This is a genomic window from Salmonella sp. GDC200615, assembly GCF_050574145.1.
Lineage (GTDB): Bacteria > Pseudomonadota > Gammaproteobacteria > Enterobacterales > Enterobacteriaceae > Salmonella > Salmonella enterica.
In genome coordinates this window covers 832766-857542 of sequence record NZ_CP192247.1, presented here as the reverse complement: position 1 = coordinate 857542, position 24777 = coordinate 832766, and the positions used below count along the sequence as shown (strand labels likewise).

Sequence of the window (24777 nt, the reverse complement as noted above, 5' to 3'; positions counted from 1 at the left end):
TTACACGAGTACAAATGATAACATAACCCGTCTGCATTAATACCGTCGCTGCCACTCAGAGTCGCTCATTAAGGCCTCTTTCTGCCCCATAAAGTGGCGATAGTAAGCGTCATAGGCCAGAACGTTTTTCACGTAGCCGCGCGTTTCCGAAAAGGGAATGCTTTCGACAAACGCTACGGCATCGATACGCCCGGCGCTATTGCCAAGCCAGGTGCGCACGCGCCCCGGCCCGGCGTTATACGCCGCCGAGGCGAAAATACGGTTATTACCAAACTGCTGATAGACATACTGCAAATAGCTGGTGCCAATGTTGATGTTGGTCTCCGGCTCCAGCAGTTGGCCGGGGCCGCGGTAGTCCGGAATCGAAAACATTTTCACCGTATGGGTGGCCGTTCCCGGCATAATCTGCATTAAGCCGCTGGCCCCTACCGGCGATTTTACTTTCGGGTTCCAGGCGCTCTCCTGGCGGGCAATCGCCATGGCATAGCTTTGTGAGATATCTTTTCCGCGGGTATAGCGGGTAAAAAGATCGTTATACGCCAGCGGGAAACGCTCCTCCAGATGATCCCACAGTTTTCCGGCGATCGTCGCCTGTACGCTCAGATCCCACCAGTGCTGGTTAAACGCATAGCGCGCCAGCTGCGCCTGTTCAGATTTACTACGGCTTTTTACCAGATTCGCCCATTCGCTGCGCGCCGTGTTATCCAGGTTCCAGTACATCAGCTCCCGTACACGCGCCATCTCCGGCCCCTGCGTCAACGCGCTGTTTACGTTGGCGGGCGCTTTATCGATTTTAAGCGTGTACTCTTCGCCTAAACGCTGCGCCGCGACCATCGGATAAAAACCGCGCTTCTGCATTAAAGCATGAAGGATCTCTTTCGCTTCGGCGTCACGACCGCGCTCCAGCAATAAATCCGCCTGCCAGTAACGCCACTCGTCTTTCTCTTTCGCCTCCATTGGCAGTCGGGCAAGCCAGGTATTGAGACCGCGACGATCGCCCATCCCCAGCGCCATACGCACGCGCCGCTCGATAAGCGACGTCGATTGCGAGCGCATAATCGCGTCATCGCGCCATTTCGCTTGCGCATCGGTCACATCGTTGCCCATCAGTCGCCAGGCAACGATATCGCGCAGCGCCTGCGTTTGTTCCTCATTAAGTTTCTGCGCCTGTACCAGCGAGGGGATCATCAGACGCGCATTTTCCGCGTCCTGGCGGGCGACGCTGGCAAACGCGACTTCCGCCATCTGGCGGGTAAAATCGGTGGCGCCGGTGGTGCGTGCGAAGGTCAACACGTTATTAGGGTCATTAGCGAGGGTAATGATCGCTGAGGCGATCGTTTGATATTCCGCCGGCATCTGTCCGGCCAGCACCGTAACCAGACCCGTATTTCCGGCTTTCATCGCCAACCGAATACGTTCCAGGTACGCCAGCGGGTCTTGCTTGCCGGAGGCCCGCCAGACGCTGAACAGTTTATCGCAGGCATTCGGCTGACTTTTGCCGGTCAGCCAAAGGTCTTTCGCGCCCTGCCAGGCCGCTTCCGTTTTCCCGGTACTCCATTTCGCGTAGTAATAGTTACATTGCGCTTCCGTGGTGCCGGGTTTCTCCGGGCTAAACGCCAGCAAGCCGCGCCAGTCTTCACGACGCGCCAGCTCATTGACGAAGCGTGATTGCAGCGTACGCGCAGGCGGAAGCGTAGGATTGGCGCGCACAAACTGCGTGACGGCAATCGCCGGTTGGTTCATCAAATCGTCGGTGATCTTACGGTATTCCAGATACGGGTAGAGCGGATAATCTTTCAGACCCGGCATCATCTGCTCTACCACATCCATCTGGCGGTTGTCCCAGGCCTGCTTAATCTGCGCATAGCGGTTACGCTGCTCTTCCAGTGAGTCGGCCCGCGCGAGGTGACAAAAGGTCAGCAGGCATACGCTGGCGGCGACGAGACGCCAGACAAATGGTTTGGCTCTATCCACAAGCACTTCCTCAATTGTTATCCAATGCAGCATCATGCCGCGTAATGAATTTATGCTAACCAGTCATAGCCATTTGCGCCACGTTACGGACACTTTTTTACTTTTATTGCGAGTGCGATCTGCTGGCTGGGCTTAGGCAGGGAAAAAGGCTACACTTCGCCTTTGACATCTATTCACCATCACGATAAACATAGAGGCGAAGTCCAACGTGGCTCAATTCGTTTATACCATGCATCGTGTCGGCAAAGTGGTTCCGCCGAAACGTCATATTCTGAAAAACATCTCGCTGAGCTTCTTCCCTGGCGCCAAAATCGGCGTGCTGGGCCTTAACGGCGCCGGTAAGTCTACCCTGCTGCGCATCATGGCGGGTCTCGATAAAGATATCGAGGGCGAAGCGCGCCCGCAGCCCGGCATTAAGATTGGCTACCTGCCGCAGGAACCTCAGCTAAACCCGGAACACACGGTACGCGAGTCGATTGAAGAGGCCGTTTCGGAAGTGGTTAACGCCCTCAAACGTCTGGATGAAGTGTACGCGCTGTACGCCGATCCGGATGCCGACTTCGACAAGCTGGCCGCAGAGCAGGGCCGGCTTGAAGAGATTATCCAGGCGCACGACGGTCATAATCTGAACGTGCAGCTTGAGCGCGCTGCTGACGCTCTGCGTCTGCCGGACTGGGATGCCAAAGTCGAAAAACTGTCCGGCGGCGAGCGCCGTCGCGTGGCGCTGTGCCGTCTGTTGCTGGAAAAGCCGGACATGCTGCTGCTCGACGAACCCACCAACCACCTGGATGCCGAATCTGTTGCGTGGCTGGAACGTTTCCTGCACGACTTCGAAGGTACCGTCGTGGCGATTACCCACGACCGTTACTTCCTCGATAACGTCGCCGGCTGGATTCTGGAACTTGACCGCGGCGAAGGTATTCCGTGGGAAGGCAACTACTCCTCCTGGCTGGAGCAGAAAGATCAGCGTCTGGCGCAGGAAGCGTCTGCCGAAGCGGCGCGCCGTAAATCCATTGAGAAAGAGCTGGAGTGGGTGCGTCAGGGCGCGAAAGGCCGTCAGTCAAAAGGTAAGGCGCGTCTGGCTCGCTTTGAAGAGCTGAACAGCGTTGAGTATCAGAAACGTAACGAAACCAACGAACTGTTTATTCCACCAGGACCGCGTCTGGGCGACAAAGTCATTGAAGTCAGCAACCTGCGTAAATCCTACGGCGACCGCGTACTGATCGATGACCTGAGCTTCTCGGTACCGAAAGGCGCTATCGTCGGGATCATCGGGCCAAACGGCGCGGGTAAATCGACCCTGTTCCGCATGATGTCCGGTCAGGAGCAGCCTGATAGCGGCACCATTACGCTGGGTGAAACCGTCAAGCTGGCCTCGGTCGATCAGTTCCGCGACGCGATGGACAACAGCAAAACCGTCTGGGAAGAAGTGTCCGGCGGGCTGGATATCATGAAGATCGGCAACACTGAAATGCCAAGCCGCGCCTATGTAGGCCGCTTCAACTTCAAAGGCGTCGATCAGGGCAAACGCGTTGGCGAACTGTCCGGCGGTGAGCGCGGTCGTTTGCATCTGGCGAAGCTGCTGCAGGTGGGCGGTAACGTCCTGCTGCTCGACGAACCGACGAACGACCTGGATATCGAAACCCTGCGCGCGCTGGAAAACGCCCTGCTGGAGTTCCCTGGCTGCGCGATGGTTATCTCGCACGACCGTTGGTTCCTTGACCGTATCGCCACCCACATTCTGGATTATCAGGATGAAGGTAAGGTGGAATTCTTCGAAGGCAACTTTACCGAATACGAAGAGTACAAGAAACGCACGCTGGGCGCCGAGGCGCTGGAGCCGAAGCGTATCAAGTACAAGCGTATTGCCAAATAAACGTCTGAATGCCGGGTGGCGCTTGCGCTTACCCGGCCTACAAAACCAGCGATTCCAATACGTTGTGAAACTGTAGGCCTGATAAGACGCGGTAAGCGTCGCATCAGGCATTGGTTCTTATCCCTGCTCGCCCATCATCTCTTTCACCAGTTCCACACAGCGCAAAAAGCGGCCATCGTAATCAGCCTCTTTAACGTGAACGAACTCAATGTTGTTCTCTTTCAGCATCTCGACCAATAGGCTCTGGAACGCTTTACGATCCACTGAACTGCCCAGGCTTCGCAGTCCGTCAGCTACCCACGGCGTATTATTCTCCAGCAAAATCACCAGGTCGAAGCGATACTCGTCGATCAGCGCCTGGACAAAGGGATGCTCGCGCCCTTCGTATTTTTTGCAAAATGCCTGGGTGGTGACGAAATCGGTATCGATAAACGCCACTTTATTCGCATATTTCACTGCAAAATCAATATATTGCGCATGGCCCAGCGCAATTTTATCGTAGTCGGAATACTGTAACGCCATCTCATCGCCGCCCAGATGCGAAAAAACATAGTCGCGGCCATATTCCCAGGCGCTGGTGGTATTAAAAATATTGGCGAGCTTATTGACCAGCGTAGACTTGCCGCTTGATTCCCCGCCCAGAATCGCGACGGTACGCACGAAAAACGGCTTCACTTCTGTAGGAATATATTCCCAGTAACGAAACGGATTTTCGCGGATTTGCGCCCCGCTGATATTCATAAACGTGCGTTCAGGATCGACCAGCACCGTCTCAATCCCTAAATGCTCAAGATACTGCGGCGCATCAGCCTCTTCGGAAGTGTAGATCCAGCTCGGCTGTATTCCCTTCTCTGCCATAAACGCTTTAATGCCGTTGCTCCAGACGTCCCAGCCATGCGGATAAGGCTCCATCCCCTCTTCATTAAAGGCGTGGATGCGAATATTTTTTTGGTATTTGAAGGTTTGCAGCAACCAGCGCAGGCGATCCGACACGGTGGGCTGCTGCGACATGGCGCTATCCTCAAACAGCCCGCGGTCGCGCGTATCGTCATATCCCATAATGATATGCAACTCATCCACCTGACTACAGGCGCGCTGGATCAAGTAGATGTGTCCGGTATGCAATGGATAAAATTTACCGAACACCACGCCAATGTTTTTCTGTCGGCGGGGAAACTCCAGCCCGAGAAAACGGTGTAGCGCCTCCAGTTTTTGCGCGCTGGGGCTTTTGATTTTGGCGTTAAGTAACTGACTCAGATACCCCTTGGTCATACCGCTGGCGTCAGCCACCTGTTGCAGAGTGCAACCTTGCTGCTTAATCGCGGTTTTGAGATAGTCGAACGATGACACAAGAGCCTCCTGCTGGAAAAATCGCATAACACTGCCTGATGGCGCTTCGCTTATCAGGCCTACAACATCAATCCGTATCAATCCGTAGGCCGGATAAGACGCATTGCGTCGCCATCCGGCAAATTATACAACATCACTACATACAGAGAATCATAAGTCGTCAAACACGCTTAACGCATCTGCGAGCTTTTTAACACCGAACACCTGCATTCCTTCCGGCGGCTTTTTCGGTACGTTGGCGGCAGGCACAATCGCCCGACGAAAACCGTGTTTCGCCGCCTCGGAAATACGCTCCTGCCCGCTCGGCACCGGACGAATCTCGCCTGCCAGCCCCACTTCGCCAAACACCACCAGATCCTGCGGCAACGGCCTGTCACGCAGGCTGGAGACCATCGCCAGCAGTAAAGCCAGATCCGCGCTGGTTTCGGTGACTTTCACGCCGCCGACCACGTTGACGAAGACGTCCTGATCCGACATTTGTAGACCGCCGTGTCGGTGCAGCACCGCCAGCAGGATAGCCAGACGGTTTTGTTCCAGACCGACCGCCACGCGTCTGGGGTTCGCCATCATCGAGTGATCGACCAGCGCCTGAATCTCCACCAGCAACGGTCGCGTGCCTTCCCAGACGACCATCACTGAACTGCCGGAAGTGACCTCATCGCCGCGGCTTAAAAAGATGGCGGACGGATTGCTCACTTCGCGCAACCCCTGTTCGGTCATGGCGAAGACGCCCAGCTCATTGACTGCGCCAAAGCGGTTTTTGTGGCTGCGCAGCGTGCGAAAACGAGAATCGGCGTCGCCGTCGAGCAATACTGAGCAATCGATACAGTGTTCCAGCACTTTCGGCCCGGCCAGCGACCCGTCTTTGGTGACGTGGCCGACCATCACGATCGCCACGCCGCGCGTTTTGGCGAAGCGCGTCAGGTAGGCTGCCGTTTCGCGGACCTGGGCGACGCTGCCTGGCGACGACTGGATGTCCGCCATATGCATCACCTGTATGGAGTCGATCACCATCAGTTTCGGCTGTTCTTCTTCCGCTATCAGGCAGATCTGCTCGATGCTGGTTTCGGAGAGCATATTCAGATTAGCGGTCGGCAGGCCGAGACGGTGCGCGCGCATCGCCACCTGCTGTAGCGACTCTTCGCCGGTGACGTACAGTGTTTTCATCTGCTCGGCGAGCTTGCACAGCGTTTGCAGCAGCAACGTTGATTTGCCCGCGCCGGGGTTACCGCCAATCAAAATGGCGCTGCCGGGTACCACCCCGCCGCCCAGCACGCGGTCAAACTCTTTAAAACCGGTAGAAAAGCGCGGCAGTTCCTCAAGACTGATGTCAGACAGTTTCTGCACTTTTGATACGCCCGCACTGCCGGCGTATCCGCTCAGACGTTCGTTACGCGCCACCGTCGGCGACGCGGCAAGGCGCACCTCGGTAATGGTGTTCCAGGCATGGCAGGCGCTGCATTGCCCCTGCCAGCGCGGGTAATCGGCCCCGCATTCATTACAAACAAAGGCGCGTTTGGGAGCTTTTGCCACGTTTTACCTCTTTCGTTAACGCTGTTGCCGGATGGCGCTGACGCTTATCCGGCCTACGGTCGCCTTGCCATTGGGCAGGTTAATCATTTCTGGTTCATGCTGCCGGAGAGAATGCAAAACACGCCCATCAGGTCAGCGTGGCGGATCGTAATCTCCGTCTTTTCGTTTACTTTTGGCTTGGCATGGAAGGCAATACCTAACCCTGCCGCTTTGATCATTGGCAGATCGTTAGCGCCGTCGCCAATCGCCACCGTCTGCGCCAGCGGGATGTCATGCTCTTGCGCCAGACGAAGCAAGGTATTGGCTTTATACTCAGCATCCACAATATCGCCGATAACGTGACCGGTAAATTTACCGTCCATGATCTCCAGCTCATTGGCGACCGCCGCCGTCAGGCGTAGCTGGTCACGCAGATAGTCGGCGAAGAAAGTGAAGCCGCCGGAGGCGATAGCGATTTTCCAGCCGAGCGCTTCCAGTTTTAGCACCAACTGCGTTAATCCTGGCATTAGCGGCAGATTCCCGCGCACCTGGCGCAAAATATCGGCATCCGCGCCTTTCAGCGTCGCCACGCGGCTGCGCAGGCTGGCGGTAAAATCAAGCTCGCCGCGCATCGCGCGCTCCGTCACTTCAGCCACCTTCTCACCGGTACCGGCCAGCTTCGCGATTTCATCGATACACTCAATCTGGATCGCCGTGGAATCCATATCCATGACCAGCAGCCCCGGCGTGCGCAGATGCGGAATTTTACCCAGCGGCGCAACATCCAGCTGCGCCTCATGCGCCAGCCGCGTCGCACGCGGCGTCAGCGACCCCGCCAGACGAATGACCTGATAATCCTCCACGCACCAGGCGGCGACAATCACCATTGCGGCGCCCAGTTTGGTCTGATATTGAGTTAAACGCTGCTTATCCAGCCCGCGCCCATACAGCAGCCAACCGCTGCGGCCTGCATGGTAATCCAGAGGCATCACCTCGTCGCCGCTTAAAGAAAGAGGCAAACCAGGCCATAAAGAGACATCTTCAGGCAGATCGCACCAGGTAATGTTAGGCATTAAAGCTCCTGTAAATCGTTCAGGCCGGTAACCGCCCCGCGGAAAATAACGCATGAGGCTACCTTGTAACCATCGCTTCTGGCAACATTAAGCCTCAAATTTTCAGCAGGTGGAATATGGCTCGCGCAAAACTGAAATTTCGGCTGCATCGTGCAGTCATTGTATTGTTCTGTCTCACACTGCTCGTCGCGCTCATGCAGGGCGCTTCATGGTTTAGTCAAAACCACCAGCGACAGCGCAATCCGCAGTTGGAAGAGCTGGCCCGCACGCTGGCGCGCCAGGTGACGCTCAACATCGCCCCGCTGATGCGCAGCGAAACACCGGATGAAAATCGCATCAACGCCGTGCTGCGTCAGCTCACGCAAGAGAGCCGTATTCTGGATGCCGGCGTCTATGATGAACAGGGCGATCTTATTACTCGCGCTGGCGAAAGCGTCAACGTGCGCGACAGGCTGGCGCTGGATGGTAAAAAAGCGGGCAGCTATTTTAACCAACAAATTGTCGAGCCTATCCAGGGGAAAAACGGCCCATTGGGCTACCTGCGTCTGACGCTGGATACCCACACGCTGGCCACCGAAGCAAAGCAGGTCGATAACACCACCAACATTCTACGCCTGATGCTGTTACTCTCGCTGGCGATAGGCGTGGTGCTGACGCGCACCTTGCTACAAGGTAAACGCACCCGCTGGCAGCAGTCGCCCTTCCTGCTAACGGCCAGCAAGCCTGTTCCGGAAGAGGAAGAGCGTGAGGAAAAAGAGTAAAATGACGGCTTAATAAAGGTAAGGAAAACCACTATGACAACATTACGCCTGCTTATTTCTGACTCTTACGATCCCTGGTTTAACCTGGCGGTCGAGGAGTGCATTTTCCGCCAGATGCCCGCCACCCAGCGCGTGCTGTTCCTGTGGCGCAACGCGGATACGGTGGTCATTGGACGCGCGCAAAACCCGTGGAAAGAGTGTAATACGCGGCGTATGGAAGAAGATAATGTCCGTCTGGCCCGCCGTAGCAGCGGCGGCGGCGCGGTATTCCATGACCTCGGTAATACCTGTTTTACCTTTATGGCCGGTAAACCGGAATACGATAAAACCATCTCCACCCATATTGTGCTCGCGGCGCTGAATTCGCTGGGGGTCATGGCCGATGCTTCGGGACGCAACGATCTGGTCGTAAAAACGCCGGACGGCGATCGCAAAGTCTCCGGTTCAGCCTATCGCGAAACCAAAGATCGCGGCTTCCATCACGGTACGCTGCTGCTGAATGCAGACCTCAGCCGTCTGGCAAACTATCTGAATCCCGATAAAAAGAAGCTTGCGGCGAAAGGAATCACCTCCGTTCGCTCCCGCGTGGCCAATCTTACCGAGCTATTACCGGGTATCACCCATGAACAGGTCTGCCAGGCGGTGACGGAAGCCTTTTTCGCCCATTACGGCGAACGCGTCGACGCGGAAGTGATTTCACCGGATAAAACGCCGGATCTGCCGAATTTTGCCGAAACCTTTGCGCGCCAGAGCAGTTGGGAGTGGAATTTCGGCCAGGCACCGGCGTTCAGCCATCTACTGGACGAACGTTTCACCTGGGGCGGCGTCGAGCTGCATTTTGACGTCGAGAAAGGTGTGATTACCCGTGCGCAGGTGTTTACCGATAGCCTGAACCCGGCACCGCTGGAAGCCTTAGGCGAGCGTTTACAAGGCTGCCAGTATCGAGTGGATGTGTTGGAGCAGGCCTGCGAATCTTTAATTGCTGAATTCCCGGCTCAGAAAGGTGAGCTGCGGGAACTGGCTGCGTGGATGGCTCAAGCTTTACGCTAAGCGTCTACGCCAGCCGCCCGATGGTCTGCGCGGCTAACTTCAATTTTCCCACCATCGCGCGGGCAATCTCCTGAAAGCCCGCGCTGATGCGTTTATCATCAGCGACCAGCACCCAAAAGCGCTCGGCCAACGGCAAGGCAAATTCCCACGCTTTCTTATCGATTGTGGCCTCCACACGAATGTCGACAGGCGCGTAGCGCAACATGCCCGATGCCGCCGGAGCGTAAGCCATCGGCAACATATCATAGACAGGAGCGAGCGCCATCGGGGCATCGGAGTAATAAAACGAGAGGTTACCCGCATGCATATCGCTGTTGGCGATAAGCCGACCAAACGCCCAAATTTTCTCAATTTGCTGATGGGCAACAGCATCTATAATGCCCTGCCCGGCAAGCCGATGCGTGACCACCGGCCAGATGCCTGGCGAAGATGCATACTCGCCTTGCAACGCCTCCAGGGAAACAATTTGCCGACGACCACGTATCCCGGTGCAGTCGAAGCGAATGCTTTCCAGAAAGACCTGTCCTCCCTCGCTGCAAATAGCCGTGGCTAAGCTGGCGTTGATGCTGGCGGCAGAAAGCACGGCTAATGCGATGGACTCGGCAATCAAGAGGTCGCTCCAGCGTTCAGAAACGGTGTTCCTTGCACGCGCGCTGAATTTCACCAGTACGTTCTGATTGCCCCATCTTGTTTCTGCAAAACAGGCAAATTTAGGCTGCTCACCACCAGCTGAAGAGCCGATGACCTCACCTGCGAGCGCGTCTTCCGCCAATTGCTGATAGCGATTGAGTTTTTCGGACTGCGTAATCGCCGTCGCATCCGGCGCGGTCACCCAACGCTGGTAATTCTCCTCACCCACGATCCAGCCGCCCGCATTTTCACCCTGATACGCCCGCAGCGCATACAGGACTTCATCCTCTTGCCACAACCGGATGTCATCAGGCAGATGCGCATACCCAGCCACGGTCCTTCCCCAGGCTCGCCCAAGGAATCCTTGTGGCCTAAGATCGGTCAGATACCATGGCAGGCTGTCAAACCATTGCCATTCACCTGTATCAAGCGCAACCAGGCAACTCCCCTGAAGCCAACACGGATAAAGAACGCCAAACTTAGCGGCCTGTCCTTGTGCATTGACCTGCCAGAGGGGAAAGGCCGCGACGCCGCGAACAGGCCGAACAAGCGCGTAGCGCGTAGCACGAGCTTTACCAAACTGGATGACGTCCTGATGCGCGGAAACCAGACGAGAGAACGTCGCCTGACTAACGGCCAGCGATGATCTTAATTCAGCGGCGGAACTCGGCCCCTGTAAGAGCAAATCGGTTAATGCGCTCATAGATGAATAGATTAATGAATAGATACTTGAATGGATTTAAGGACACAGCCCTTTGATTGTCAATACAAACAAAGAGAGAGCGAGAGGAAAGATGAATAGATTATCAGAAGAGAGTGGATATAACGCTGGCATTACCCGGACCAGGCCTTGACGCACCTCGTCCGGGTCGATTTGCTGCTTACTCCTGGTCGCCCAGCAGCACAGATTCCAGCGCGATTTTGATCATGTCGTTGAAGGTCGTCTGTCGCTCAGCGGCAGTGGTCTGCTCGTGGGTACGGATATGGTCGGACACGGTGCAGATAGTCAGCGCTTTCGCGCCAAATTCAGCCGCAACGCCGTAGATACCCGCCGCTTCCATCTCTACGCCCAGTACGCCGTATTTTTCCATCACGTCGAACATTTCGCCGTCCGGAGAGTAGAACAGGTCAGCGGAGAACAGGTTGCCTACGCGCGCGTCAACGCCCAGCGCTTTTGCCGCATCAACTGCGTTACGTACCATGTCGAAGTCAGCGATAGCCGCAAAGTCATGATCTTTAAAGCGGATACGGTTCACTTTGGAGTCGGTGCAGGCACCCATACCGATCACCACGTCGCGCAGTTTGACGTCCATGCGCACAGCGCCGCAGGAGCCGACGCGAATGATTTTCTTCACGCCGAAATCGGTGATCAGCTCTTTGGTGTAGATGGAGCAGGACGGGATACCCATACCGTGGCCCATCACGGAGATCTTACGTCCTTTGTAAGTCCCGGTGAAACCTAACATGCCGCGAACGTTGTTCACTTCGCGAACATCTTCGAGGGAAGTCTCAGCAATGTGCTTCGCACGCAGCGGGTCGCCCGGCATCAATACGACGTCAGCGAAATCACCCATTTCTGCATTAATATGTGGAGTTGCCATCTTCAGTTCCCTTTAAATTTGTTGTTATTGCCTGATGGCGGCTACGCCTTATCAGGCCTACAAAACGTGTGTCAAAACAGTGAAATACCCTAAGGATTTCGCGTTGCAGGAAGGCGACGAATTCGTGAATCCCCGGGAGCATAGATTAACTATGTGACCGGGGTGAGCGAATGAAGTCAACGCATCTACAGCGCGAAAGACAACAGGTATCACAGCATGTTTTTACCGTAGTCCATCGGCGATGTGCCAAAGTAGGTCGCCAGCGTCTGGCCGATATCCGCGAAGGTTTCACGGTGACCTAAAGAGCCCGGTTTGACTTTCGGACCGTAGATCAGCACCGGAATGTGCTCACGGGTATGGTCAGTACCGGTCCAGCTCGGGTCACAGCCGTGGTCAGCGGTCAGGATCAGAATGTCATCTTCACCCACCAGCTCCATCAGCTCCGGCAGACGGCGGTCAAACAGCTCCAGACCTGCGGCGTAGCCCGCGATGTCGCGACGGTGGCCCCAGGAAGAGTCGAAGTCAACGAAGTTAGTGAAAACGATGGTTTTATCGCCCGCTTCTTTCATCTCTTTGAGGGTCGCGTCGAACAGCGCGTCCAGACCGGTCGCTTTCACTTTCTTAGTGATGCCGCAGTTGGCGTAGATGTCGGCAATCTTACCGACGGACACCACGTGGCCCTGTTTTTCATCGACCAGTTTCTGCAGCACGGTCGGCGCTGGCGGTTCAACGGCCAGGTCGTGACGGTTACCGGTACGCTGGAAGTTACCGGCCTTGTCGCCGATAAACGGACGCGCGATCACGCGGCCAATGTTATAGCCGCCTTCGGTCAGCTCTTCACGGGCGATTTCGCACAGCTCGTAGAGTTTATCCAGGCCAAAGGTCTCTTCGTGGCAGGCAATCTGGAACACGGAGTCAGCGGAGGTGTAGAAAATCGGCTTGCCGGTTTTCATGTGCTCTTCGCCGAGCTGGTCCAGAATAACGGTGCCGGAAGAGTGGCAGTTACCGAGATAGCCCGGCAGGTTGGCGCGTTTCACCAGCTTATCCAGCAGTTCCTGCGGGAAGCTGTTTTCGTGGTCGCTGAAATAGCCCCAGTCGAACAGTACCGGCACACCGGCGATTTCCCAGTGGCCTGACGGCGTATCTTTGCCGGAGGACAGTTCGTGCGCCCATGCGTATGCGCCAATAACGTCCGCGTTGCCGTCCATGCCGGCGGCAATTTTACCGGTAGAGCCTTCATGCGCTTTCACCAGCCCCAGACGAGTCAGGTTAGGCAGATTCAACGGGCCTTTACGGCCATTGTCAGCTTCGCCTTTGGCGCAAGCTTCTGCGATGTGGCCCAGAGTGTCGGAACCTACGTCGCCAAAACGATCCGCGTCTTCAGTAGCGCCGATGCCGAATGAGTCCAGCACCATAATAAATGCACGTTTCATATCTTCTCCGTACTTAGTGCTTCAAAAATAATTGATCAGATCAGTATACAACTATTCAGTAATTCGACGATAGACCGAAGGTGTGCTTGCTGGCGCTTTATCGTCAAGGATAATTGCCGCTTTGACGGCCTTCGCCGCTTCCTGCCAACTGGCTTCGTCTTTGGCATGAATCACCGCCAGCGGGCGCTGCCCGTCGATGCTGTCGCCCAGACGGGCCATGTCGGTAAAGCCAACGCTGTAATCAATGGTATCTGACGCCTGACGACGGCCGCCGCCCATCGAGACGACCGCCATCCCCAGCGCACGCGTATCCATTGCGCTGATAAACCCTTCGGTATCAGCATATACCGCTTTGCTCAACATGGCGGTCGGCAAGTATTTATCGTAGTTCTCAACGAAATCGCTTGGCCCTTTCTGCGCGGCCACCATACGACCAAAGACTTCTGCCGCTTTACCGTTATCCAGCACCGCCTGTAATTTCGCACGCGCTTCGGCGTCGTCTTTCGCCAGCTGGCCGGAGATCAGCATCTCCACGCATAGCGCCATGGTAACGTCAAACAAGCGCGGATTGCGGTATTCTCCGGTCAGGAACTGCACGGCTTCACGCACTTCCACCGCGTTACCGGCGCTCGAAGCCAGCACCTGGTTCATATCGGTTAACAAAGCCGTAGTGCGAACTCCCGCGCCGTTTGCCACGCCAACAATCGCTTCAGCAAGGGCTTCAGAAAGTTCATAGGTTGGCATAAACGCGCCACTGCCGACTTTGACGTCCATTACCAGCGCATCCAGCCCTTCGGCCAGTTTCTTGGCGAGGATGGAACCAGTGATCAGCGGAATAGAGTCCACCGTCGCGGTAATATCGCGGGTGGCGTAAAAACGTTTGTCCGCCGGTGCAAGCGAGCTGGTTTGCCCAATAATCGCCACACCCACGTCTTGAATAATTTCGCGGAAACGGTTGTCGTCCGGGAAGATGTCGAAGCCCGGGATCGCTTCCAGTTTGTCGAGCGTACCGCCGGTATGTCCGAGACCGCGACCGGAGATCATCGGCACATAACCGCCGCAGGCCGCTACCATTGGCCCCAACATCAGAGACGTCACGTCCCCTACGCCGCCGGTCGAATGCTTATCGACAATCGGGCCATTGAGATTCAGGCTTTTCCAGTCAAGGACAGTACCGGAATCCCGCATCGCCATGGTCAGCGAAACACGCTCCGGCATGGTCATATCGTGGAAGAAGATGGTCATCGCCAGGGCGGCAATCTGCCCTTCAGAGATAGTATTGTCACGAATACCATTAATAAAGAAACGAATTTCTTCGTCACTCAACGCATGACCATCACGCTTTTTACGAATAATTTCTTGTGCGAGAAACACGGTACCCTCCTGAGGGAAAAGAGTAGAAGGCTTACATCGCCGGATGGCGGCTAACGCCTTATCCGGCCTACAGGCCTGGATTTGTAGGCCGGATAAGCGCAGCGCCATCCGGCAAATCAGAGCTTAGTAGCTGCTGGCGCTCTTACCGTCGCCGTGACCCAGCGCTTTCAGCAGGCTTGCCAGCAGGCTGGATGCGCCAAAGCGGTAGTGACGAGAATCTGCCCAGTCAGCGCCAAACAGTTCGTCTGCAATCGCGAGGAATTTCTGCGCGTCTTCCGCCGTACGTACGCCGCCCGCCGGTTTGAAGCCAACGGTTTTGGAAACGCCCATGTCGCGGATCACTTCCATCATGATGCGCGCGCTTTCCGGCGTAGCGTTTACCGGCACTTTACCGGTAGAGGTTTTGATGAAATCCGCACCGGCTTTAATGGAGATTTCAGAGGCTTTACGAATCAGCGCCTCTTCTTTCAGCTCGCCAGTTTCGATGATCACTTTCAGCAATACGTTCGCTGCGGCACAAGCGTCTTTACAGGCTTTTACCAGGTCAAAACCCACCTGCTCGTTACCGGCGATCAACGCGCGGTACGGGAATACCACGTCCACTTCGTCAGCGCCGTAGGCGATCGCCGCACGGGTTTCCGCCAGCGCAATATCGATGTCATCATTGCCATGCGGGAAGTTAGTCACCGTTGCAATGCGGATGTCCGGCGTACCTTGTTCTTTCAGAGTTTTACGCGCAATCGGGATAAAACGCGGGTAAATACAAATCGCCGCCGTATTCCCGACCGGAGTTTTTGCCTGATGACACAACGCGATCACTTTTTCATTGGTGTCGTCATCGTTCAGAGTGGTCAGATCCATCAGTTTGAGCGCACGCAGGCTGCTTGCTTTTAAATCAGTCATGACATTCTCCAACGGCATTGCCGTATAAAATTTCACCTTGCGAGTCTGTTAATATTCTAACATTCACTCGCGTTTACACTTCGATATACATCACAGTTAATGAAAACTACGTACAAATTTGCATTACTGTAATGAGATCTGAATCAAATTATCCCGCCGTCACCGTCTGTTCTTCGAGCGATAAGCGCATCAGGATCAAAGTCGGTTTGCCGCCATTTTCTACAATAGCGCATCGTCCCGGCATAAAGAGGAAACGAAGATGCCTGCCTCATGCGAAACTGCGCTCCAGCAGCGTTGCCAGCAAATTGTGACCAGCCCGGTGCTCACGCCTGAACAAAAACGCCATTTTCTGGCGCTGGAAGCTGAAAACGCCCTGCCTTATCCCCCCCTGCCGGAAGATGCCCGCCAGGCGCTGGATGAAGGTGTCATTTGCGATATGTTTGAGGGGCACGCCCCCTTCAAACCGCGCTACGTGTTGCCCTATTACGCCCGATTTCTGGCTAACGGTTCACAGTGGCTGGAACTGGAAGGCGCGAAAGATCTGGATGATGCGTTATCCCTACTCACCATTCTGTATCATCACGTTCCTTCCGTGACGTCCATGCCGGTTTATCTCGGCCAGCTTGATGCGTTGCTGCAACCATATGTTAGAATTCTAACACAAGATGCGATCGATATTCGAATAAAACGTTTCTGGCGTTATCTCGACAGAACGCTGCCAGACGCCTTTATGCATGCCAATATTGGCCCTGCCGATACGCCTGTCACACGAGCGATTTTGCGCGCTGATGCCGAGCTAAAGCAGGTGACGCCTAACCTGACGTTTATCTACGATGCGGAAATTACGCCGGACGATCTGCTGCTGGAGGTCGCCAAAAACATTTGCGAATGCAGTAAGCCACACATTTCCAACGGCCCTGTAAATGATAAAATTTTCACAAAAGGGCATTATGGCATCGTCAGTTGTTATAACTCGCTACCGCTTGGCGGCGGCGGCAGTACGCTGGTACGTCTCAAACTGAAAGCCGTGGCAGAACGCAGTACGTCTGTCGATGACTTCTTTTCACGCACGCTACCGCACTACTGCCGACAGCAGATCGCCATCATTAATTCACGATGTGAATTCCTCTATGAAAAGTCACATTTCTTTGAGAATAGCTTTCTTGTACAGGAAGGTTTGATCGATCCCGAACGTTTTGCGCCGATGTTCGGTATGTACGGGCTGGCGGAAGCCGTGAATCTGCTGTGCGAAAACGCGGGCCTGAACGCCCGTTACGGCAAGAATGAAACGGCGAACGAGCTGGGCTACCGTATCAGCGCCCAACTGGCGGATTTCGTCGAAAATACGCCAGTGAAGTATGGCTGGAAGCAACGGGCGCTGCTCCATGCCCAGTCTGGCATCAGTTCCGATATCGGCACTACGCCGGGCGCGCGTCTGCCGTATGGCGATGAACCGGACCCTATCACCCATTTGCAAACCGTCGCGCCGCACCATGCCTTTTACCATGCCGGGATCAGCGACATTCTGACGCTGGACGAAACCATCAAGCGTAATCCGCAGGCGCTGGTTCAGCTTTGTCTTGGCGCGTTCAAAGCCGGGATGCGGGAATTTACTGCCAATGTCAGCGGCAACGATCTGGTGCGCGTCACCGGTTATATGGTGCGCCTGTCGGATCTGGCGAAATTTCGCGCCGAAGGCTCGCGCACGAATACCACCTGGCTGGGAGAAGAAGCCGCACGTAATACCCGCATCCTGGAACGACAGCCACGCGTAGTCAGCCATGAACAACAGATGCGCTTTAGTCAGTAAGATCATTGCGTTTTCCTGCGTCGATGGGCCAGGCAGCCGCCTGGCATTATTCTTACAGGGCTGCAATTTGCGCTGCAAGAATTGCCATAACCCGTGGACGATGGGACGCTGTAACGACTGCGGGAAATGCGTATCGCAGTGTCCGCATCACGCCCTCAGCGTTGATGGCGGGAAAGTGGTATGGCGGTCGGACGTCTGCGAGCAGTGCGATACCTGCCTGAAAATGTGCCCACAGCAGGCAACGCCAATGGCGCAGACCATGAGCGTTGATGATGTGCTGCGTCATATTCGTAAAGCATCGCTGTTTATTGAAGGTATTACCGTCAGCGGCGGAGAGGCGACCACGCAATTACCGTTTATTGTGGCGCTATTTACGGCGATCAAAGCCGATCCGCAGTTACAACGGCTGACCTGTCTGGTGGACAGTAATGGTCAGTTAAGCGAGACCGGCTGGCAAAAACTACTGCCGGTTTGCGACGGCGTAATGCTCGATCTGAAAGCCTGGAAGAGCGAGTGTCATCACCGTCTGACCGGACGTGATAACACGCATATTAAGCACAGTATCCGCTTTCTTGCTGCGCGGGGAAAACTGGCAGAGCTGCGGTTGCTGGTTATCCCGAATCAGGTGGACTATGCGGCGCATATTGATTCACTGGCGGCGTTTATTACTTCGCTGGGCGAGGTTCCGGTGCGTTTGAATGCCTTTCATGCGCATGGCGTCTATGGCGAAGCGAAGGCCTGGCCAGGCGCGACGCCGCAAGAGGTGGAACGGCTGGCTGACGGATTGCGCGCGCGTGGGGTGGCGAAGCTGATTTTGCCGGCGCTATATTTGTAAGCGTCGCCTGCCGGACGGCGGCTGCGATGCCATCAGAGCCGAAACAAGGTAATGGTATTGCGATACAGCGTATCGGCTATCACCTCTGCGGGCTCCGGACGTAATTCGCAGAGCGCATCAAATACGCGCGCCGCCTGCTCCGGGCGGTTCGGCTGCCCCTGAAACCCCTTTAGCGGCATATCCGGCGCATCGGTCTCCAGCAACAGCGCGTCCAGCGGCAACCGCGCCATAACATCACGGGTTTTACTGGCGCGCGGGTAGGTGATGGCGCCGCCGACGCCGATTTTATAGCCCAGTCGCACAAAGCGTTCGGCCTGCTGCAGACTGCCGGCAAAACCATGCACCACACCGGTTCGCGGCAGATCCTGGCGCTTTAAGTGCATCGCCAGTTTGTCATTCGTGCGCCGCGAGTGCAGGATCACCGGCAGATCGTAGCGTTTTGCCAGTTGCAGTTGCGCGTCTAAAAATCGCTCTTGCCTGGCAAACTGCGGATCGTCGCGATAAAGATCGAGCCCGATCTCGCCTACCGCCACGACGTTCTGTTGTTGCGCCAGCGCTTGTTGCAGCTTATCAGGATCGTCATCGGCATGACGCTCAATCACAATGGGGTGTAATCCCAGCGCAGCATAAAGCGACGGGAAACGCGCCGCCAGCGCCAGCACGCGGGGAAAGTGAGCCGCCTCGGTCGCCGGCACGATGATTTTTTCAACGCCCGCCTCACAGGCACGCTGAATACTGGCGCGCTCATCGCCCGTAAAGGGCGGGAAATCAAAATGGCAATGCGTATCGATAAAGCGCCAGCTCACGCCAGATCCTCGTCTGTAAATGTGGTGTCGTTTGCCTGCGGCGCGCTAATGACCTCCGCCACATGCGTATCATTGGCCACCGGCGCCGGAGGCACGACCACCGTTTCCGGCACGGCAATCCGCGACGAATGGCGCAAGAGAGGCGGCGTTGCGGCGAGCAATTTACCAACGGTGGCAAGGAAATAACGCCCGCATAATTGCCCGGTTTTGTAATCCTCACGCAGCGCCGGGATACGGCTGCCCAGCGCCATGCTGTGCAGCGGTTTCGGCGGATAAATTTCAATGATCCGCAGCTTACCCGGCGGCTTTTCAATAAATTGTTGGATCGCGCTGTAGGACGTTTCATGATGCTGCACCAGGTTGACCAACGGCTGTAGACTGCTCTCTCCCAGCCAGCGCTCCATACGCTTAAACCACTGCGGCGTGTAATACATTTGCGAGGGTACGGTGCGGATCACCACAATGGTTTTCGCCCCCCGCTTTGCCGCCTCCTGAACCGGAATGGCGTCGCTAATGCCACCGTCCAGATAGTTGATGCCCTCTAACGTAACGCCGGTACGGTAGAAACCCGGTATGGCGCTGGAGGCGCGAATGATATCAAGCCAGTTTTGTTTTGTCGGCGAGAAATAGCCCGGCGTGTAATCATCCCCCCGGCAGGCGCACATATAAAAGGATTTTCCGCTGTCAAACAGGCGCGCTGCGGTATCCATTTGCAGCGGCATCCGGGCGGCGGTGGATTCCACCAGCCAGTCGAGGTCGATAAGGTTTCCTCCGCGTACAAATCGCAGCGGATCAAAAAATTCGCGCCTGGTGGTATAGCGCATAATGACTTTACGCCCGTAGCCGGGCTGGTTGCAGAGATACGCCGAGAGATTTTGCGCACCGGCTGATGTGCCGAAGTAGAGATGGAAAGGATTAAACTGCGCACGCATAAACTCATCCAGCACGCCTGCGGTAAAGATACCCCGCTGCCCCCCGCCCTCACAGACCAGCGCCATACGGCCTGGCCGGAACGGTGTTAATGATAACGGCGCAATATTGCCGAGCGTAACCGGTATTCGCTGGCCCACCTCTGCCTTCCTATTTTTCATTTTTTTCCAGGCTGACAAGGTAACGCAAAACGTTAACGGCTAAAACCGTAAAAGCCAGTCCGCTGGACTGGCTTGATAGCAATATATCTTTACAGATGCCTGCTAGGGTCGTTTACGGCCCATGAACAGGCTGACCAGGAAGAGCACGATCCCGACGACGAAGACGATTTTCGCCGCGCCGGCAGCCGTACCAGCCAGTCCACCAAAACCCAATGCGGCGGCAATTAACGCGATAACCAGAAATATAATGCCCCAACGAAACATAAGCCTCTCCTTTACCATAGTTAATGTCGACCGCTAAATATGAGCGCTCAGGCTACTCATTCGCGATATTTTTAGTGTGGTGCACATTACGCCTCCCGACAAACGTCGGGAGAACGAATTACGACGAATTACTGAACTTTCAGATCGTTTTTAACACTTTTTACGCCATCAACGGCTTTCGCGATGCTTTCAGCGCGGTCGCTTTGTTCCTGAGTTTCAACGGTACCGGAGAGCTGTACGACGCCATCGGTCGTTTCTACTTTCACTTTACGGGAAGGGACAAGATCGTCCGCCAGCAACTTGGCTTTGACTTCACTGGTCGTGGCCGTATCGCCGGCATAGCCTTTCACGGAACCTTCTTTATTGTCGCGAACGTGAAGTTTGTCGCTAACGGAGGTCACGCCTTCTACGCCTTTCGCCACTTTCACGGCGGCTTCAGCCTGCGCCTGGCTTTCTACAAAGCCGCTCAGGGTGACGACTTTCTGATTGGTTTCGACAGAAATATCGGTGCTTTTAATATTGTCATGGTCTACCAGCGCAGCTTTTACTTTCGCAGTGATGGCGCTGTCATCCATGAAGTTACCGACTTTATTCATAGAGCTATCGACTTTTTGCCCTGCGGTTTCGGTTCCGCTTTGCGCCTTGTCCGTTGTTGCGTTTTCTGCAAAGGCAGAACCTGTCGCAACAGCAGAGGTCAACATTACGGCCAGCAGAGTTTTAGAAATCTTCAGTCTTGTCATAGTCATCGATTTTGTCCTGTATAGTTTGCTCGTAATTTGAGCTCAGGCAACACGAGGTTGCATTGCTGAATGCGGTGAAACTCACCGGTTTCTGAAGTCAATGACTGGCATCACATTCGTGAATTTGTAACGACGCGTCGCCTGCCACCCTTCCGTTTCAGTTATTAATATCGTGACTGAAACAAATCTCAGCTTTAAGCTCTCATATTCACGCATTGAACAGGCATTAAAGCCGACATTTATGTCATCACTTTGTTAAATATAGATCACAATTTTAAAATCGCTTGTCGGTGCGTATAAAAAACAGGCAGATCGGAGAAAAAACGCGGGATTTAAGAACATTCCGTAAGCGGTTAAAAAGGCAGGGAAAGTACGAAGGCGCGGCGGATGCCGCGCCCGGAAAGGGATCAGTGTTCGCGCGTTTTACGGAACTGAACGTCAGGGTAACGTTCCTGGGTCAGGTTCAGGTTAACCATCGTGGGGGCGATATAGGTGAGGTTGTCGCCGCCATCCAGCGCCAGCTGCGTTTCATTCTTACGCTTAAACTCTTCGAATTTCTTCGCATCGGCGCTTTCCACCCAGCGCGCCGTCGCCACGTTGACGGATTCATAAATCGCCTCAACGTTGTATTCGCTTTTCAGGCGCGCGACAACAACGTCAAACTGCAAAACGCCCACGGCGCCGACAATCAGATCGTTGTTGGAGATGGGACGGAATACCTGAACCGCCCCCTCTTCAGAAAGCTGCACCAGCCCTTTCAGTAGCTGCTTCTGCTTGAGCGGATCTTTCAGGCGAATACGACGGAACAGTTCCGGCGCAAAGTTCGGGATACCGGTAAACTTCATCATCTCGCCCTGGGTGAAGGTATCGCCGATCTGAATGGTGCCGTGGTTATGCAGACCCAAAATATCGCCCGGGTACGCTTCTTCAACGTGCGAACGATCGCCCGCCATAAATGTTAACGCGTCGGAAATCACCACATCTTTGCCGATACGGACCTGGCGTAACTTCATGCCCTTCTCATACTTACCGGAAACCACGCGCATAAACGCCACGCGGTCGCGGTGTTTCGGGTCCATATTGGCCTGAATTTTAAAGACAAAACCGGTGAATTTCTCTTCCGAGGCTTCCACTGTGCGGGTATCGGTTTGACGCGGCATCGGCGCGGGCGCCCACGCCACTAAACCATCCAGCATATGGTCAACGCCAAAGTTACCCAGCGCGGTACCGAAAAATACCGGGGTAATTTCCCCTGCCAGGAACAGCTCTTCATCAAACTCGTTAGACGCGCCCTGCACCAGTTCCAGCTCGTCGCGCAGCTGTTGCGCCAGGTCTTCACCGACGGCGGCGTCCAGATCCGGGTTATTCAGCCCTTTAACGATGCGCACTTCCTGAATGGTGTGGCCCTTACCGGTCTGATACAGATAAGTTTCATCTTTATAAAGGTGATAAACGCCCTTAAACAGCTTGCCGCAGCCAATCGGCCAGGTGATCGGCGCGCAGCCGATTTTCAGCTCATTTTCCACTTCATCCAGCAGCTCCATCGGGTCGCGGATGTCACGGTCGAGTTTGTTCATAAAGGTCAGGATCGGCGTATCGCGCAGACGGGTAACTTCCATCAGCTTACGAGTCCTGTCTTCAACGCCTTTTGCGGCGTCGATCACCATCAGACAGCAGTCCACCGCCGTCAGGGTACGGTAGGTATCTTCGGAGAAGTCTTCGTGCCCCGGGGTGTCCAGCAGGTTCACCAGACAGTCGTGATATGGGAACTGCATCACCGAGGTGGTGATGGAGATACCACGCTGTTTTTCCATCTCCATCCAGTCAGATTTTGCATGTTGGCTGGAGCCACGGCCTTTTACCGTACCGGCGGTCTGAATCGCCTGTCCGAACAGCAACACTTTTTCGGTAATGGTGGTTTTACCGGCGTCCGGGTGAGAAATAATGGCAAAAGTGCGGCGTTTGGCCACCTCTTGCAAATAAGGAGACAACGTCATAGTCAAATCTTCTTGAGTAAGCGCGGCGTTTGACCACGCATGTTGAATACGAAAAATGCGGCTATTTTACCCATCAACCTGGGGGAGGCAATCAGTGTTTACACAGGAGCTGCTCCAGTTCGCTTAATGACGCCACAGTCCAGGTTGGATGAATACCCGCGGGCTGCTCGCGATGATGCGCGTTAAGCCAGCAGGTCGACAGCCCGGCGTTAATGCCGCCAAGAATATCGGATTCCGCGGTATCGCCAACCATTAATACGCGCGAGCGGTCAGGATTCCCCGCCTGCTCCAGGGCGTAGTTAAAGATTTTCGGATCGGGCTTCGCGACGCCAACCTGCTCGGAAATCACCAGCAGATCGAAATACTCGCGCAGCCCGGTGCGCTCCAGACGAGTTTGTTGTAGCGCGGTAAAACCGTTAGTAATAATACCGATTTTAGCCTGCCCGCGAATCGCATTAAGTAGCGAAACGGCGCCCGGCAAAGGAGAACAGATCTCCGCCATCGCACTAATAAAAGCGTCATTCAGCAGCCCCGGCGCAACGTTTAGCCGTTCAGCCCAACTTTGAAAACGCGCTTGCTGCAATTGTAATGAGGTAATCGCGCCGTTCTGATAATCTACCCATAGCGGCTTATTCACGGCCTGGTAATCCTGGAAATCCTCAGCGGTAAAGGTGACGCTATAGTCAAGGAACATCCGCTGTAAGCCGGTGAAAGAATCAAACGTAAACAGCGTTTCATCGGCATCAAAGAAAATCCAGTCCCACTTCATCATTACACCTTGCCTCTTTTATTACATGCTTATCGGTAACGCCATGATGATGGCGTCCTCATGCCCTTGTGCCGTGGGATAGTAATTGCGGCGAATCGTCGCCTCGTTAAACCCCAGACTTTCATACAGCGCGATGGCGGCAGCGTTAGAGGCGCGTACCTCCAGCCATAGCGTTACAACCCCACGTTTTTCCAGTTCATCAATCAGATGCTCAAGCAGCATACGCCCCAGCCCCCGACGCTGAAAATCCGGATCGACGGCAATATTGAACAGCGTCGCTTCGTCCAGCACCACCTGTGTAATGGCAAACGCGGCCATTCTGTCATCAGCGGTCAGCTTAAGGTTGAGATACCGTTCACCCAGGTTGCCGAAAAACGTTTTTTCGCTCCACGGAAACGCATGAGCGCGTTGCTCAATCTGCCAGGCTGCGGGGAGATCGGTCGTGCTGAGGATAGAAATCGTGTTCATGTTCGCAGATTTGTTGCCATAGTGCGGCGCGTGCCGCCGGGTTTGCCCGGAGTTCATTAAACGCCGGCGTCGTGACCTGAGCGCCTTCGAGTTGGAGCGGCGCGTCAGTTCCTAACCGCCAGCTATTACAACGGCTGCCCTGCGGCAGCATGGCGACGCGCTCAGGCGCCAGGGGTAAAACCTGATCGGGACTCACGGTCAACGCGCGTAAAATATCGCGCATTAGCGGCTCGTTCAGCGCGGGTAATTCCTCTGCAACCACGATCAGACGAACGTGCGCGGGAAGGGAAATCGCAATCTCGCCCTGTAGCGCGCCAGGACGTCGCAGCGCCCACTGCGTAATACCCAGTTGCTGTAACTGCCAGTCTCGTCGGGATGTCATAGCGAAACGCTCCTGTAATCAGGGGCGCAAATATAGCAAATCTGTCGAATCTCCGCCATCAAACTACTATAATCGCCG

General features: G+C 55.1%; 22 protein-coding genes. 5 read left to right on the top strand and 17 right to left on the bottom strand.

Going from position 1 to position 24777, the window contains the following annotated elements; all coding sequences use genetic code 11:
- Window positions 1-36: 36 nt before the first annotated feature.
- A complete protein-coding gene (gene sltY, locus ACQ29O_RS04075) occupies window positions 37-2007 on the bottom strand; it encodes a murein transglycosylase (RefSeq protein WP_227417812.1) in 1971 nt (656 codons plus the stop codon).
- A 175-nt stretch (window positions 2008-2182) separates the two neighbouring features.
- Between sltY and ettA the strand changes: the two genes are divergently transcribed.
- Window positions 2183-3850: an energy-dependent translational throttle protein EttA gene (gene ettA, locus ACQ29O_RS04070; protein ID WP_000046770.1), complete on the top strand. Its 1668-nt coding sequence runs from the start codon at window positions 2183-2185 to the stop codon at window positions 3848-3850.
- Between the two features lie 117 nt (window positions 3851-3967).
- Here the strand turns inward: ettA and nadR are convergent, their stop codons facing one another.
- From nadR to serB, 3 genes are all read right to left on the bottom strand, one after another.
- Window positions 3968-5200: a multifunctional transcriptional regulator/nicotinamide-nucleotide adenylyltransferase/ribosylnicotinamide kinase NadR gene (nadR, locus tag ACQ29O_RS04065; protein ID WP_001519486.1), complete on the bottom strand. Its 1233-nt coding sequence runs from the start codon at window positions 5198-5200 to the stop codon at window positions 3968-3970.
- Window positions 5201-5350: 150 nt separating this feature from the next.
- Window positions 5351-6733, bottom strand: coding sequence for a DNA repair protein RadA (gene radA / locus ACQ29O_RS04060; RefSeq protein ID WP_001029710.1), 1383 nt, complete (start codon window positions 6731-6733; stop codon window positions 5351-5353).
- An 83-nt stretch (window positions 6734-6816) separates the two neighbouring features.
- A complete protein-coding gene (serB, locus tag ACQ29O_RS04055; RefSeq protein WP_001132983.1) occupies window positions 6817-7785 on the bottom strand; it encodes a phosphoserine phosphatase in 969 nt (322 codons plus the stop codon).
- A 116-nt stretch (window positions 7786-7901) separates the two neighbouring features.
- On the opposite strand from serB, the gene ACQ29O_RS04050 reads away from it, so the two are divergent.
- Together ACQ29O_RS04050 and lplA are read left to right on the top strand one after the other, a co-directional pair.
- Window positions 7902-8546, top strand: coding sequence for a YtjB family periplasmic protein (locus ACQ29O_RS04050; protein ID WP_000090067.1), 645 nt, complete (start codon window positions 7902-7904; stop codon window positions 8544-8546).
- Window positions 8547-8579: 33 nt separating this feature from the next.
- On the top strand, window positions 8580-9596 hold the full coding sequence (gene lplA, locus ACQ29O_RS04045) for a lipoate--protein ligase LplA (RefSeq protein ID WP_000209762.1): 1017 nt from the start codon (window positions 8580-8582) through the stop codon (window positions 9594-9596).
- A 4-nt stretch (window positions 9597-9600) separates the two neighbouring features.
- Here the strand turns inward: lplA and yjjJ are convergent, their stop codons facing one another.
- The 5 genes from yjjJ to deoC form a co-directional block, all read right to left on the bottom strand.
- Complete coding sequence (gene yjjJ / locus ACQ29O_RS04040) at window positions 9601-10929, bottom strand: type II toxin-antitoxin system HipA family toxin YjjJ (RefSeq protein ID WP_001747246.1); 1329 nt, start codon at window positions 10927-10929, stop codon at window positions 9601-9603.
- Between the two features lie 178 nt (window positions 10930-11107).
- Entirely contained in the window at window positions 11108-11827 is a 720-nt protein-coding gene (deoD, locus tag ACQ29O_RS04035; protein WP_000224871.1) for a purine-nucleoside phosphorylase, read from the bottom strand.
- A 209-nt stretch (window positions 11828-12036) separates the two neighbouring features.
- Complete coding sequence (deoB, locus tag ACQ29O_RS04030) at window positions 12037-13260, bottom strand: phosphopentomutase (protein WP_000816454.1); 1224 nt, start codon at window positions 13258-13260, stop codon at window positions 12037-12039.
- Between the two features lie 51 nt (window positions 13261-13311).
- Window positions 13312-14634, bottom strand: a complete 1323-nt coding sequence (deoA, locus tag ACQ29O_RS04025; RefSeq protein WP_000477838.1) for a thymidine phosphorylase — start codon at window positions 14632-14634, stop codon at window positions 13312-13314.
- Between the two features lie 123 nt (window positions 14635-14757).
- Window positions 14758-15537, bottom strand: coding sequence for a deoxyribose-phosphate aldolase (gene deoC, locus ACQ29O_RS04020; protein WP_001519713.1), 780 nt, complete (start codon window positions 15535-15537; stop codon window positions 14758-14760).
- Between the two features lie 259 nt (window positions 15538-15796).
- Between deoC and ACQ29O_RS04015 the strand changes: the two genes are divergently transcribed.
- Window positions 15797-17347, top strand: a complete 1551-nt coding sequence (locus tag ACQ29O_RS04015) for a YjjI family glycine radical enzyme (protein WP_020937326.1) — start codon at window positions 15797-15799, stop codon at window positions 17345-17347.
- Window positions 17319-18182: a YjjW family glycine radical enzyme activase gene (locus ACQ29O_RS04010; RefSeq protein WP_001064953.1), complete on the top strand. Its 864-nt coding sequence runs from the start codon at window positions 17319-17321 to the stop codon at window positions 18180-18182. The genes ACQ29O_RS04015 and ACQ29O_RS04010 overlap by 29 nt, the downstream gene beginning before the upstream one ends.
- Window positions 18183-18214: 32 nt before the next feature.
- Here ACQ29O_RS04010 and ACQ29O_RS04005 read toward each other — a convergent pair whose 3' ends face one another.
- From ACQ29O_RS04005 to ACQ29O_RS03970, 8 genes are all read right to left on the bottom strand, one after another.
- Complete coding sequence (locus tag ACQ29O_RS04005; protein ID WP_020937325.1) at window positions 18215-18988, bottom strand: metal-dependent hydrolase; 774 nt, start codon at window positions 18986-18988, stop codon at window positions 18215-18217.
- The gene (locus ACQ29O_RS04000) at window positions 18985-20058 is read right to left on the bottom strand and encodes a patatin-like phospholipase family protein (protein WP_000531538.1); all 1074 of its coding nucleotides are present in this window, start codon (window positions 20056-20058) and stop codon (window positions 18985-18987) included. Before ACQ29O_RS04000 ends, ACQ29O_RS04005 begins: the two co-directional genes overlap by 4 nt.
- A 123-nt stretch (window positions 20059-20181) precedes the next feature.
- Window positions 20182-20343 (bottom strand): DUF1328 domain-containing protein, encoded by a 162-nt coding sequence (locus ACQ29O_RS03995; protein WP_000490276.1) that lies wholly within the window; start codon window positions 20341-20343, stop codon window positions 20182-20184.
- Between the two features lie 128 nt (window positions 20344-20471).
- Window positions 20472-21089 carry a molecular chaperone OsmY gene (gene osmY / locus ACQ29O_RS03990; protein ID WP_000178963.1) on the bottom strand — a complete coding sequence of 206 codons (618 nt, stop codon included), beginning with the start codon at window positions 21087-21089 and terminating at the stop codon, window positions 20472-20474.
- A 401-nt stretch (window positions 21090-21490) separates the two neighbouring features.
- A complete protein-coding gene (gene prfC / locus ACQ29O_RS03985) occupies window positions 21491-23080 on the bottom strand; it encodes a peptide chain release factor 3 (RefSeq protein ID WP_000175964.1) in 1590 nt (529 codons plus the stop codon).
- Window positions 23081-23171: 91 nt separating this feature from the next.
- The gene (gene yjjG / locus ACQ29O_RS03980; protein ID WP_000870721.1) at window positions 23172-23849 is read right to left on the bottom strand and encodes a pyrimidine 5'-nucleotidase; all 678 of its coding nucleotides are present in this window, start codon (window positions 23847-23849) and stop codon (window positions 23172-23174) included.
- A 21-nt stretch (window positions 23850-23870) separates the two neighbouring features.
- Window positions 23871-24317 (bottom strand): ribosomal protein S18-alanine N-acetyltransferase, encoded by a 447-nt coding sequence (gene rimI / locus ACQ29O_RS03975; RefSeq protein ID WP_001092431.1) that lies wholly within the window; start codon window positions 24315-24317, stop codon window positions 23871-23873.
- Window positions 24262-24699, bottom strand: coding sequence for a DNA polymerase III subunit psi (locus ACQ29O_RS03970; RefSeq protein ID WP_000203996.1), 438 nt, complete (start codon window positions 24697-24699; stop codon window positions 24262-24264). The genes rimI and ACQ29O_RS03970 overlap by 56 nt, the downstream gene beginning before the upstream one ends.
- Window positions 24700-24777: the final 78 nt, after the last annotated feature.